Below are 12,812 nucleotides of genomic sequence, written 5' to 3'. Positions count from 1 at the left end.
TATAGCATGTCTGCCGTAAGATTCAATGAGAAGCTTTTGCGTTGAATGGATAGCAGCAGCTGTAGGCTGGATTGAGGTGGATTGGCTCTTTGAAAATTGAAAATACAACGGCGGTCAATGATAAATATCGCCAATCAGAGGCGTGATTTAGCCATGGGGAATATTTTTTGTGACAAATACGCCATTTTTAAAATATTTCTATTGCGTGACTGAAATGGTAACGATAACATAGAAGGTAATATGGATTAGAGAAACTTGCTTGACAACACTCTCAGGGAGGGATTGCCATGCTGCTTGCAGAAGCTGCCGCGCAAGAACCGTCTAAATTTCATACCTTCGATGCGTTTATGATTGTATTCACGATCCTGATACTTATCGGTGTGGTCCGGCTGCTTAGAGCTCCGCAGAAGAACAAATTTGCCATCGGTTTTGGAGTGGTAAGCCTGCTGGTGTTTGTGGTCTCCGATTATGCAATGATTGTGAACTGGTTCAGCTAGAGTAAGGCACACATAACCTCAGATGCAAGCTCATCTTAAAGACACCTTTACCGCCAGCGGCGATCCTAAAGGCGTCTTTTTTTAAAGATAAGAATTTATATGCTTCGCGCACAGGAAAGAAGGGGAAAGCCATGGGAATGGGGAGGAGCGGAACTGCCCGAGGCAGGGTGGTACTGCTGAGCATTATGCTGTTGGTATTGTCGGGATTCATAAGTCCTGCCGGTGTTGTTCATGGGGCGGGCTACGGCGGGACAGGAGCTTTAGCGGCTGAGAGAGGCGCAACTGTCAACGTAATGAAGGCCGGACAAGCAAGTAAGGCGCAAAAGGAGAGCAAGGGGCAATGGAGCCAGCCCGCAGCAGCAGACCCGGTTCCGCAAATCATAAGTATAGTCTCGCCGTCTGTAGTCGGCATTATCGGCAAAGCGGGCGGAGAAACCGGCGGTCCGGATGACCGTTACAATCTGACCCACGGCTCCGGGATTATCGTCAGCGCAGACGGATGGATCATTACCAATGCTCATGTGATGGCCGGGCTGGAGAAGGCGGTCGTGGTCACCTCAGACGGAACAAGCTATAACATCACAGATACATACTCGGATGAATTCAGTGATCTTGCCCTGGTCAAAATCAAAGCCAAGGCCAAGGCCCTAAAGCCTGCAACCTTCGCAGGCAGCGCCGCGAATCTTCAGGTAGGCGAGAAGGTTATAGCGATCGGGACGCCGATCTCCTTTTCCCTGAGAAATTCGGCTACTGTAGGCGTGATCAGCGGTCTCAACCGTTCGGTGGATGCGGCGTACCGGCTGATTCAGAGCGATACGGCCATCAATCCCGGCAATAGCGGAGGACCGCTGGTCAATATGAAGGGGGAGGTACTCGGGGTCAACAGTATGAAGTTCGCAGCCGTGGGTGTGGAGAATATGGGCTTCTCGATTCCCGCAGATACGGTGAAGTACATCATGAATCAGCTGCTCCAATATGGAGAGGTCCGGCGTCCGAGTCTTGGAGTGGAGCTTGAGGAGAGCTGGCCTGTAATTGTCGGACTACCGGGGCAGGAGCCATTGACGGTGACGAAGGTGCTTACCGCAGAAGCGCGCAAGGCAGGAATTACGGCGGGAGATGCACTGTACGCTATAGACGGACACCGGGTAACCTCACTTGTCGATGTTAATGAGTTATTCAGACAGTACAAGCCGGGGGCAGTGGTCAAGCTGCTGATGCAGAGTGACGGCGATATCGTGGCCAGAAGCCTTGTTCTTGGACAAGGTGATCCTCTGGTGAACGCCGCTAAGACGGAGGGGGAGACCGATGATCAGACGACAGAGTGAGGAGGCGGCAGGTACAGCCGGACCGGACAGCAGGGCGGGACAACTACGGCGCGGAGTGTCAGTTATTGTAGTCCTATTGTTGCTGCTCAGCCTATTTCCTGTGGGAAAGGCCCGGGCGGCAGAGGGGGCATTGCTACAGCTTAGTCTTCAAGCGGGCAGTGCTTCTGCAACGGTTAACGGGAAGCCGGTCACGATTCCGAAGCCTTTTTCTGAGAATGGAACGCTGCTGGTCCCGCTGGGGATTTTTAAAAAAGCCTTCGGCAGCACCGTCTCCCTGCAAGGCGATGATGTGGTGAAGGTTATGTACGGGCCGCATACCGGGGCGATGACAATAGGCAGCACGACTGCCTGGAAGGATGGCGTCAAAATCAAGCTCGCCGCGCCGCCGCGCATGGTATCCGGTGTGCTGATGGTGCCGCTGAGGTTCGTGGCTGGGGTGCTGGGTGCGCGGATGACTCCGGCGGAGGGCGGAGGGATACTAGTTACGTTATCTCCCCCAGTGGCAGCAGTAGGCATTGAAGCGCAAAGTGGGATTGACAGTGACGCCGGCAAAACCCGGATCGGCAACAGCTATCTGGAGTGGAGCATGAACTATCCGGCAGGGCTGGTCGTAGGCGACAGCGCAGGGAATGAGAGCGTAGCGACTTTTACGAGTGCAGAGAACGGGTACTATCTGGAGGTGCACGCTTCGCCGCTTACCGTTCCGCTCGATCCCGAAGGGCTGCTGGAGAATCTGGTCCGCTCATCGGAAGAGGGTGGAGAAATTCTGCTGGACCGGGAGGCTGTGTCTAAGGCCAAGGTTCCTTACGCCCGGACCGTGAGCAAGGATTCTAGCGGCGCGCTCTGGGAGGGCAGGCAATATTATGCCGGAGGCAGGCTGTATGAGATCTATCTGACAGATGACAATGCTGCCAACTATAAGGACCTGGGCAAATATGCGGCGCTGCTGAATTCTTTTCAGCCCTCTTTTGACGCCTCAGACCGAACGATCCGCGACCTCTCCACGATCCGCAACGGGCTGCGCGAAGGATACAACGATGACTACGGAATTGCGCTTAAGGTCCCTGCCGACTGGAGTGCGGATGACCAGCAGCTCTACTATACGGGCAAACAGGGGAGTTACCTGCGTGTAAAAGTAAGCTCCGCCCCTGCAGGCTCCACGCTGGCAAGCTGGAACCAGGAACTGCTGTCTCAGCTCCGTGACACCTATGTGGCTGAGGCCTACACCTTGAAGGACAGCGTAGCGGGCAAGGTCTCCGGTGAGCCGGTGCTGATTAATGAGATCGGGCTTAACCCGGGCAGCGGGTGGAGTACCGAATATCAGATTTTGCTGCTGAAGAACGGGTACCGTTATTATTTTGAATATGTCGCGGCTTCCGGACCCGGGCAGAGTGGTGATCAGGCGCGCTTCACAGAGGTGCTGAACTCGATCGATATTGATTTTGCCCAGACGAAGAGTAACTTCGGACGCCTGGCGTCAGAGGATTATCCCCAGCTCAGCCAGAAGTCGGTCACCAAGATCTCCAAGACCTACGGCTACAAGCTCGATATTCCGCGGCTGTGGAGCCCGGTTCAGGATCTGTTTGAGAGCCAGAGCGTGGAATACCGCTTCACCGGCGGCCGGTTCCAGCTCTATGCCAGCCCCGAGGTCACGCAGGAGTATGCCGTCAGCCAGCTGCAGAGCTATTACCAGAACACCAAGCAAGATCCCAAGGGCCCGCAGGTGAAAAGCATCACAGAAACCGCCTTCGCCGGTATGCCAGCCACCATACTCACGGTAGAACAGACCAAGAACAGCATCCCCGTGGGCACGAAAATCATTGTGTTCAGCCGCAATGAGGTGGTCTATACGCTCACTATCACGCTGAACACCGCCAACGCCACGGCGAGTCAGCAGGCGATGCTGGAGCGGGTGCTGGGGTCGTTTGGGTGGGCGGGGGAGTAGGAGGGAGTTGTCAAAGAGAATGTCCAGTGCGCCGGTTGGCAGCGGGGCATTCTTTTTTTTGTGCGATGACAAACTGGGGAAGTGTTCATATAATTCTTGCCATTTAGATGGCGCTGAGGTGTGATATTTGATACAATTAATAAGTTAAAAAGCTGTAAATGACCCGCCGAACAGGCGGTTTGGGAGGATATAAATGAAAGAGCAAGGAATACGCAGAGAAGACGTAGAGCTACTGGCTCCGGCGGGAGATTGGGACTGCATGCGTGCAGCGGTGGCGAACGGGGCGGATGCTGTCTTTTTTGGCGTAGAGAAATTCAATGCACGGGCGAGAGCGAACAACTTCCGGATGGACGAGCTGCCAGAGATTATGGCGTTTTTGCACAGCTATGGAGTGAAGGGGTTCCTGACCTTTAATATACTGGTGTTCGAGAATGAGCTGCCGGATGCCAAGGGACTGATTGATGCCTGCGTGGATGCGGGTGTGGATGCCGTTATTGTTCAGGATCTGGGGCTGGTGCAGATGATCCGCGAGATCTCTCCGGACTTCCCGATTCACGGTTCTACGCAGATGACGATTACCTCGCCGGAAGCGGTGGAATTCACAAAGCCATGGGGGCTGGAACGCGTAGTCCTCGGCCGTGAAAATAATCTGAAGCAAATCCGCACGATTGGCGAGCAAGCCCGCCTGCCGATGGAGGTATTCGTGCATGGCGCGCTCTGCGTGTCGTATTCGGGTCAGTGTCTGACCTCCGAAATGTGGGGCGGACGCTCAGCGAACCGCGGGGAATGCGCCCAGGCTTGCCGTCTGCCGTATGATCTGATGATTGACGGTGAAGTGAAGCCGATGGGCGATGTGACCTACCTGCTGTCTCCGAAGGATCTTGCCGCCATCGACCTGATGCCGGAGCTGATTGAAGCCGGAGTGACTTCGTTCAAAATCGAAGGCCGGCTCAAAACCCCGGAGTATGTCGCTAATGTGGTCAGTAAGTACCGTAAGGCGATTGATAAGTATTTTGAAGGTAACTGGACGCCTACCTCGAAGGAGGATATGCGTGAGCTGCAACAGAGCTTCTCACGCGGGTTCACGAACGGTTTCCTTGAAGGCACCAATAATAAAAAATTAGTCGATGGTACCTTCCCCAAGAGCCGGGGCGTGTACCTGGGCACCGTGGAGCAGATTTTGCGTGATGGCGTGGTCTGCCGCATTCATGCTCCGCTTAAACGTGGAGACGGCATTGTGTTCGACGCCGGAGATCCGACGAAGAAGGAAGAAGGCGGCCGCATCTACGATCTGCGCCGCAAGGGTGTCAAGCTGGAAGGCGAAGCCGGTGAGGGCTGGATTATTGATATCGTACCCGGCCGCAGTGACGTAGATCTGCGCCGTCTGCATGTGGGAGACCGCATCTGGAAGACGAACGACCCGGCGCTCGACAAGGCGCTGCGCCAGTCCTACGAGACCGAGAAGCCCTACAGGGTATTCCCGGTTCATGTGAGAGTGCAGGGCAGCGTAGGCGAGAGGCTGACGACCTGGTGGACAGACGTTCAGAAGAACGTCACTGTCCGTGTGGATTCGGAGCTGGCGCTGGAGACCGCGCAGAAGCGTCCGATGGATACCGCGCTGCTGGAAGAACAATTCGGCCGCCTGGGCGGGACCCTGTTCCAGCTTGAAGCGCTGGAGTCGCATCTGCAAGGCGACGTAATTGTGCCCATGCGCGAGCTGAACAGCATCCGCCGCCAGGCGGTGGAGCTGCTTGCGGGCGAGCGCCCTAAGCCTCCCGTGTATGTGAAACGGGAGGTAGAGGTCTACGGCGGCGCCTCCCGCAGGGGCGCCGCAGTGGGCGCCATCGCCGCAGGAGATGGCGCGGGCGTGCTTGGCGGTGAGGCGGAGCTCACCGCGCTGTGCCGCAGCCTGCCGCAGGTGCAGGCTGCGCTCGAAGCCGGCGTGACGAATATATACGCCGATTTCGAGTTCATTAAGCAGTTCCCGGCGGCAGTAGACGCTGTGCGGGCTGCAGGGGCCAGCATTGCGCTGGCCACACCACGCATCCATATGCCGAACGAGAATGGCTACCATGCCAACATCCTGCGGCTTAAGCCGGATGCTGTGCTGGTCCGCAACACCGGCGCGCTGTATTATTACCTGCGCCACCGCATGGAGCACCCGGAGGCTGCGCATCCCCGGCTGATTGGCGATTTCTCGCTGAATATCGCCAATCACAGAGCTGTGGATCTGTTCCTGGATGCCGGTTGTGACATGGTGACACCGTCGTATGACCTGAATATTCAGCAGATGGTTGATCTGCTCGGGCACAGCGACACCTCCCGCATGGAGGTTGTCATCCACCAGCATCTGCCGATGTTCCATACAGAACATTGTGTCTACTGTACCTTCATGAGTGAAGGTACGGACTACACGAACTGTGGCCGTCCTTGTGAAGAACAGCGGGCCTCGCTACAGGACCGGATCGGCATGTCCCATCCCGTCCGAGTGGATGAAGGATGCCGCAACACCGTCTATAACGCGGTAGAGCAGTCGGGCGCTGAATACCTCAATAACTTCCGTGAGCTAGGCGTAGCTTCTTTCCGTGTAGAGTTCCTGGAGGAGACTCCAGAGCAGGTTGCAGAGGTCATCAGTCTTTACAGCCGCGCACTGCGTGGCGAAATCTCCGGTACGCAGGTATGGAAGAGCCTGAAGGCCACTAACCAGCTCGGGGTAACCCGTGGGCAGTTGGTGAATGCGAAGTAAATGAATTAGACCCATTCCCCTGAGGGTGGACTTGTTTTCGCGCGTTTCGCGCACATAATCACCTAAGGACATAATAACAGGCCCGGCAGTTACCGGGGGCATCCAACCAGATGGCTCCCGATATTCTTCCGGGCCTGTTTTTGTATCCTCCACAATATCCAGGCCAACCAAACCTTTTACCCATCAGCTCTTTCTTACAACGGCAACAGCTCCGGCCAGATGTCCAGAGCTTCACCACAGGCCGGGCAGTTCACCTTTCCGGTGAGATAAGGCAGTTGCTCCATCAGCTGACCGTTCTTGATGGCATGAGCTGCTTGCCATAGGCGTGCTAACGGGCTGTCTTCCGAACTGACGCTGCCAAGCGCGGAAGGCGTAACGGCTTGACCATTCTCCTTGCCGTTGAATACCGGGTCGTCAGAATAGGCGGTCATCCCGAGGCTGTTCTCATTCGGCCAAATATACATTTCCTCATAACAGCTCGGGCATCCGACCATATACTCGTCGCCTTCCGAATAGGTAAGTAATATACCTGCAACTACCCGATCTCCCCGGTAAGCAGCATCCGCAGCGAGGATGTATCGCTTCTCCTGGTCATCCTTTTGAGCCGCTTCTGCATAGCGGAAGATTTCTTCTGATAGCTCGCCCAGATGTTCAACAGCGATGAGGTAGGCTGTATAAATCCCCCGTACAAGTTCCTCAGCAAGCGGCGGGTTCTGGTGAGCAAATTCAGCAGGAAGCTGTCCGCTGTTCACTGTCTGCTGATTTGCCACGAAGATTCCGCAAGTCACGTAGATATCCAATTTTACTTCGGGATCATTCGACTGCCTGGCGAGCTCCGACAAATATGGCAACGAGGCATAGGTGCTACTGTAGATCGTGTCCTGATGGAACAGGTGCTCCCAGTAGAGCTCATCTTTAATCTCTGCGGTATAGTCCTTCTGCAACTGTTGCAACAAGCCAGGGACCGCTTCAGCCGAACCAAAAGGGCCGTGAAGCTGTTGCCATACCGGACTGGATAAGTCTAACATGATACCCTCCTCTTCGAATGGAAGTGCCTGTATAGTGCTGTTATAACAATATTCAATGAGACAATCAACTCCGGGTGTTCATCTGGAGCTCTTCTCCCTGTTTGTCCCTGTCTCATATGCTGCCCAAAAGCAGCAGGAACTGTTATAATTGAGATTATGAGTATATCTGTTAAAGGAGCTATGAGATGAAGATCCGTAAAGCGATTATTCCTGCTGCCGGTCTGGGAACCCGCTTCCTGCCTGCGACCAAAGCGATGCCCAAAGAAATGCTGCCCATCGTAGACAAACCGACGATTCAATATATTGTTGAAGAAGCGGTTGCTTCCGGGATTGAAGATATTATTATTGTGACGGGTAAAGGCAAGCGCGCAATCGAAGACCATTTCGATAATTCATTCGAACTGGAATTCAATCTGGCAGAGAAGCAGAAGTGGGAGCTGCTGGAATCGGTACGCAAATCTTCAGAAATGGCAGACATTCACTACATCCGCCAAAAAGAACCGCGCGGCCTCGGACATGCCATCTGGTGCGCCCGTAAGTTCATCGGCAACGAGCCCTTCGCCGTCCTGCTGGGGGATGACATCGTGGAGTCGAACAAACCCTGCCTGAAGCAGATGATTGAAGTGTACGAGCAGTACAGATCATCCATTGTCGGCGTTCAACCCGTACCTTGGGAGGATGTTTCCCGTTACGGGGTGGTAGACGGATCTGAATTAGCAGAACGTGTCTACAAAGCCAACCGGCTTGTAGAAAAGCCAAAGCGTGAGGAAGCCCCATCCAACCTGGCAATTCTGGGACGGTATATCCTGACTCCGCGTATCTTCGATATGTTGGGTGAACAGCAGGTAGGGGTAGGCGGCGAGATTCAGCTTACAGATGCCATTTCCCGTTTAAGTGAAGTAGAGCGGATTATTGCTTATGACTTTGAAGGAAGACGGCATGACGTCGGCGAGAAGATGGGTTTCATCCAGACAAGCATTCACTACGCACTTCAGCATGAAGAGCTTAAGGAAGGGCTGCTGGAGTATTTGAAGCAGGTTATCGAGGACGAAGAGAGACTGTTTAGCAGATAAGTATACTATCGCTAATCTTCATTCGCATTCTTATCCACTCTTCCTTATATCATCAAAAAAAGCGGCCCACTGTATTCAGACAGTAAGCCGTTTTTTTGTATATCTGTTCTGTTAATGCGATCAGTACTGCGTATTCACAATAGCCTCAATGGCTGCGGCCTCAGCCGGATCAGCGGCAACCAGCTTGTCATAGACTGGCTGATCTACTGCTGCTCCTGCTTTCTTCAGTGCCGCCAAATACCAGCGGGCTACCTCACGGTTAGTGGTATCACTGTAATCTTCACTCAACCCAAGCTTCAACGTAGCAGCAGCTACATCATTTTGTCCTGAGATGACCTGTAGCTTACCTACATTTAGTGCAATGGCAGGGGTAACCGAGAACGGACGGCCTTGCAACTGCTCAGGCGGCAAGGTTTTCAAATGCTCCACGCCATCCACTACATGCTTGTATACGTCCAGACCGCTTGTAATGAATTCCTGTTTCTTAGCCTCATCCTTCTGCTCAGCCGCCGCCGCAGCAAGCGTCTGAGCACGGTTAATCAATGACTCATACCATGTAATATCCCAGTTGAACTTGTAGGCATTGTCACTATATACTGCCAATGCCATATCAGGCTGGCCCTTCAGATCGTAATAGCTGGCCAATTGAGCCAACAGATTTTTGTTGTAAGGCTCATCTTTCAAAGCGCGAGTCAATACATTGGACGCTTCAGCCAGATATTGTTCGTCTTGGGTTTGCTTGAATACCTGCATGTCAAGAGTGGACAAGTATAATGCTGCTTCCGGATGGTATGGACGGGCATCTAATGCTTTGACCAAAGGAGTTTTGATTTCCTCGTAAGAAGTACTAACCGAAACTAAGTTCTTACCTTTGAGCGCAGCATTGCTGGACCCGATGTAGCTGATCGACAGGAACAGCAGGAATACCGTCCCGATGGTCAGGACAGCCATGTATCCCATCCGAATGCCGGCTTTGTTCCAGCTCTGGGGGAGGGGGTTGTTATCCATTACAGCGCCCATACCAGCCAAACCGATGAACACCAGAATACCCATGAATGCGTAACTCATATTAAAGTCCAGCAGACTGTGTACAAGGATAGACAGCGCAATAATGTAGAAGAAGAATCCGTTATTGAACTCATCCTTGTCACGTTTCAGGTAGGCACGAATGTATTTGTAGAAAATATATCCGATAAAGCCCATAAAAACAATGAACCCGACAATCCCGACCTCGATCAAATACTGCAAGAAGAAGTTATGAACCTGACGGCTTATATAAGGGTTGTTCTGGTACTCTTCATATAAGGAAGCCCAACCGCCGCCGCCTGATCCGAGAATCGGATAATCCTTCACTACTTTCATGGCATCCTTATAGAAAGTAAAGCGTTCAAGTACACTGTGTTGCTTGAAGTTGATGTTCTCCAGCCGTGTCTCGATATTATCCGGTAAAACACTTTTCAAGCCTGTTCCGATAAGCAGGAAAGCAACGATAGCCACAGCTATGACTGAGCCGAGCGGAATCCACATTCCGGTGAATTTGCGGGATTCTGAGCTCCCCAGCTTCCCATACAGCCATGGTGCAATATAACGTTGAATCAACCATCCTAGTACGGCAACAACTGCCGAGGCGCCAATCAGATAGGCCCAGGCCTTAAGTGCAGCTGATGAGGTATAAGCCGTATTTAACTCTGTGCCAAGTGTAGTTAGCGGGTTGGTAACCAGCAGAGCCGCAAGGCCGGATATCGCCAGATGAATAATCCAGAGAATCTGCTGTGCAGGCTTCAAGAACAGCAGGAGCAGGATGAACACTACCGGCAGCATAACAAGTCCCCCACGGGACAAGGTCAGCAGCAGAGATACAATAATCGGAACCAGCATGAAGCTGTGGGTCAGCATGCCGTACCACTTTTTGGAGCGAACCAGGGCAAAAACCGCTACGAACAGGAAGGCCATGAGGAAGGCGGCATAAGTATTGGCATACTGGAAAATAGAGGTCAGACGCAGCCCGTTAGAGTCCGTCATGACAGCATCCAAATATTTATCACCACGCACCGTATTCGAGAACCAGCCTACCAGCCCACCCGCGAATTTCCAACTGCCAAGCCAGTTTAACAGACCGAAACCGACGATGAAATAAGCAATCGCCAGAATAGCATTTTGAATGACAACATTTAGTTGCTTTTGCTGGAGCAAATATAACGCTATAATGAATACTGCGACATACATGCTCTGCACAAACAGCAGATTCATCGCCATATAATGCGAAGCAGCGCCAATAAGCGACAACGCGTAAGTAGCAGGCAGTAGTAGCGAGGCAACAGCCAGCATATCACGCTGTCCCTCCAGTCTGAACTTGGTGAAGTACAAGCCTACCCATACCAGAAGCAACAGGCTGCTCAGCAGTGAAGACTGATAGACCGGCTTTTCAAAGTCAATCTGCTGCCCATTAAATAATCCCACTTGAAACGGGGCCCAGACCAAAAAAACAATGAACCCAATCGCTAACGCCCATATGTAACTGGATATCTTGTCAACATTTCTCGACTGAACCGCATTTTTACCGTATACTGGTTTCGACACGTTTATAATCTCCTTTATCTGTAGGTACGAGGATATTTTAGCATATGCAGGCTCTTAGAGTTAGTAAAAAATGATTTTTACAGAATGAGGAAATACATAAAACTACTTGATTGTCGAAAGGGGTTTATTTTGTTATGAAGGGGATTATATTAGCTGGAGGTTCTGGAACAAGACTCTACCCTCTAACAATTGCCATATCTAAACAAATTATTCCGGTTTATGATAAACCTATGATTTATTATCCTATGTCAGTATTGATGCTTGCTGGAATTCAAGAGATTTTGATTATTTCAACTCCCAGAGATATAAAGGGTTTTAAAGAGTTGTTCGGAGATGGTGGTCATTTAGGATTACAAATTTCCTATGCTATACAAGATGAACCAAGGGGCTTAGCAGAAGCATTCATTATAGGTGAAGAATTTATTGGAGGGGAACCTGTCTCACTGATACTTGGAGATAATATTTTTTATGGACAGAGCTTTGGTAAATTTCTTAAAGAAGCTGCTGAAATACAAAGTGGTGCCACGATTTTTGGTTACTTTGTTAAGAACCCAGAGGCATACGGGGTAATTGAATCGGATGCGAATGGTAAAGTTTTATCAATAGAAGAAAAGCCGCTGAATCCTATGTCTAATTACGCAGTTCCTGGTCTGTATTTTTATGACAATCAGGTAGTAGAGATTGCAAAGGGGATTAAACCTTCAGCACGAGGGGAACTTGAAATTACTGAGATTAACAATGAATATTTGCGCAGAGGTATGCTGAACGTTAAACTGTTGGGAAGAGGTATGGCATGGATGGATACGGGGACTCATGATGCTATGCTGGAAGCAAGCAACTTTGTTGAAGCGATTCAAAAAAGACAGGGGCTGTATGTCGCCTGTTTGGAGGAGATAGCATTTAAGAAAAAATATATTTCAAAGGATCAGTTACTAACTTTGGCGAAACCACTCTTGAAAACCGAATATGGTAAATATTTAGTACAGGTTGCTGATGATTTCATCTGAGAATTTATATTTTCTACTTAAATAAGCGAAAAATGTTACTATCGGAGGGACTTATGGGACATTTCAATTTTATTAAAACGCATATTGAAGATTTAGTGGTTATTGAACCCCGGGTTTTTGGGGATGATAGAGGATACTTTATGGAAACTTATAATTTTAATGATTTTAAGTCTGAAGGTTTAGATATGACTTTTGTTCAGGATAATCAGTCGAAATCAAAAAAAGGTGTTCTCCGGGGCTTGCACTTCCAGACCCAATATCCTCAGGGGAAATTAGTTAGAGTCTTATCCGGTGAAGTTTTTGATGTTGCTGTCGATTTACGGAAAGGATCCCCCACATATAAACAATGGCATGGTGTATTACTATCGGGTGATAATAAAAAGCAATTCTATGTACCTGAAGGTTTTGCACACGGATTTGTGGTCTTATCTGATGAAGCGGAATTTGTGTACAAGTGTACTAATTACTACCGTCCTGAATTTGAAAGTGGCATACTCTGGAATGATCCGGAATTGAACATCGATTGGCACTTAAATGATATTAAGGATGTACTTCTTTCTGAGAAAGATAAGGGACTAAAGACGTTGAAGGAATTAGGATTTTAATCTCTG

Annotated in this window: 9 protein-coding genes; 7 read left to right on the top strand and 2 right to left on the bottom strand. The window is 50.9% G+C overall.

The window, feature by feature from the left end; all coding sequences use genetic code 11:
- The first annotated feature begins 287 nt into the window (after nucleotides 1-287).
- The 4 genes from ACFSX3_RS17790 to ACFSX3_RS17775 all read left to right on the top strand — a co-directional run bounded on the left by ACFSX3_RS17790 (nucleotide 288) and on the right by ACFSX3_RS17775 (nucleotide 6,513).
- The gene (locus ACFSX3_RS17790) at nucleotides 288-497 is read left to right on the top strand and encodes a hypothetical protein (protein WP_209988697.1); all 210 of its coding nucleotides are present in this window, start codon (nucleotides 288-290) and stop codon (nucleotides 495-497) included.
- A 131-nt stretch (nucleotides 498-628) separates the two neighbouring features.
- Nucleotides 629-1,822 (top strand): S1C family serine protease, encoded by a 1,194-nt coding sequence (locus ACFSX3_RS17785; RefSeq protein ID WP_379254728.1) that lies wholly within the window; start codon nucleotides 629-631, stop codon nucleotides 1,820-1,822.
- A complete protein-coding gene (locus ACFSX3_RS17780) occupies nucleotides 1,803-3,767 on the top strand; it encodes a stalk domain-containing protein (protein WP_209988694.1) in 1,965 nt (654 codons plus the stop codon). Before ACFSX3_RS17785 ends, ACFSX3_RS17780 begins: the two co-directional genes overlap by 20 nt.
- Nucleotides 3,768-3,960: 193 nt before the next feature.
- Nucleotides 3,961-6,513 (top strand): DUF3656 domain-containing U32 family peptidase, encoded by a 2,553-nt coding sequence (locus ACFSX3_RS17775; protein WP_209988693.1) that lies wholly within the window; start codon nucleotides 3,961-3,963, stop codon nucleotides 6,511-6,513.
- A gap of 194 nt (nucleotides 6,514-6,707) precedes the next feature.
- Here the strand turns inward: ACFSX3_RS17775 and ACFSX3_RS17770 are convergent, their stop codons facing one another.
- Nucleotides 6,708-7,541 (bottom strand): hypothetical protein, encoded by an 834-nt coding sequence (locus ACFSX3_RS17770; RefSeq protein ID WP_209988689.1) that lies wholly within the window; start codon nucleotides 7,539-7,541, stop codon nucleotides 6,708-6,710.
- 185 nt (nucleotides 7,542-7,726) lie between these two features.
- Between ACFSX3_RS17770 and galU the strand changes: the two genes are divergently transcribed.
- A complete protein-coding gene (gene galU / locus ACFSX3_RS17765) occupies nucleotides 7,727-8,614 on the top strand; it encodes a UTP--glucose-1-phosphate uridylyltransferase GalU (RefSeq protein WP_209988686.1) in 888 nt (295 codons plus the stop codon).
- A gap of 120 nt (nucleotides 8,615-8,734) precedes the next feature.
- Here galU and ACFSX3_RS17760 read toward each other — a convergent pair whose 3' ends face one another.
- Nucleotides 8,735-11,194, bottom strand: coding sequence for an O-antigen ligase family protein (locus tag ACFSX3_RS17760; protein ID WP_209988683.1), 2,460 nt, complete (start codon nucleotides 11,192-11,194; stop codon nucleotides 8,735-8,737).
- A gap of 134 nt (nucleotides 11,195-11,328) precedes the next feature.
- Here ACFSX3_RS17760 and rfbA point away from each other — a divergent pair, with 134 nt between their 5' ends.
- Nucleotides 11,329-12,201 carry a glucose-1-phosphate thymidylyltransferase RfbA gene (rfbA, locus tag ACFSX3_RS17755; RefSeq protein WP_209988681.1) on the top strand — a complete coding sequence of 291 codons (873 nt, stop codon included), beginning with the start codon at nucleotides 11,329-11,331 and terminating at the stop codon, nucleotides 12,199-12,201.
- Between the two features lie 53 nt (nucleotides 12,202-12,254).
- Nucleotides 12,255-12,806 carry a dTDP-4-dehydrorhamnose 3,5-epimerase gene (gene rfbC, locus ACFSX3_RS17750; protein ID WP_209988679.1) on the top strand — a complete coding sequence of 184 codons (552 nt, stop codon included), beginning with the start codon at nucleotides 12,255-12,257 and terminating at the stop codon, nucleotides 12,804-12,806.
- The last annotated feature ends 6 nt before the right edge of the window (nucleotides 12,807-12,812 follow it).

The sequence above is a fragment of the Paenibacillus rhizoplanae genome (assembly GCF_042684125.1).
Taxonomy (GTDB): domain Bacteria; phylum Bacillota; class Bacilli; order Paenibacillales; family Paenibacillaceae; genus Paenibacillus_AQ; species Paenibacillus_AQ rhizoplanae.
This window is presented reverse-complemented; position numbering and strand designations above follow the sequence as displayed.

Excerpts from the sequence above, each read along its gene's own strand:
- ACFSX3_RS17790 (WP_209988697.1), top strand. The coding sequence starts at position 288 with ATGCTGCTTGCAGAAGCTGCCGCGCAAGAACCGTCTAAATTTCATACC.
- ACFSX3_RS17785 (WP_379254728.1), top strand. The coding sequence starts at position 629 with ATGGGAATGGGGAGGAGCGGAACTGCCCGAGGCAGGGTGGTACTGCTG.
- ACFSX3_RS17780 (WP_209988694.1), top strand. The coding sequence starts at position 1,803 with ATGATCAGACGACAGAGTGAGGAGGCGGCAGGTACAGCCGGACCGGAC.
- ACFSX3_RS17775 (WP_209988693.1), top strand. The coding sequence starts at position 3,961 with ATGAAAGAGCAAGGAATACGCAGAGAAGACGTAGAGCTACTGGCTCCG.
- ACFSX3_RS17770 (WP_209988689.1), bottom strand. The coding sequence starts at position 7,541 with ATGTTAGACTTATCCAGTCCGGTATGGCAACAGCTTCACGGCCCTTTT.
- galU (WP_209988686.1), top strand. The coding sequence starts at position 7,727 with ATGAAGATCCGTAAAGCGATTATTCCTGCTGCCGGTCTGGGAACCCGC.
- rfbA (WP_209988681.1), top strand. The coding sequence starts at position 11,329 with ATGAAGGGGATTATATTAGCTGGAGGTTCTGGAACAAGACTCTACCCT.
- rfbC (WP_209988679.1), top strand. The coding sequence starts at position 12,255 with ATGGGACATTTCAATTTTATTAAAACGCATATTGAAGATTTAGTGGTT.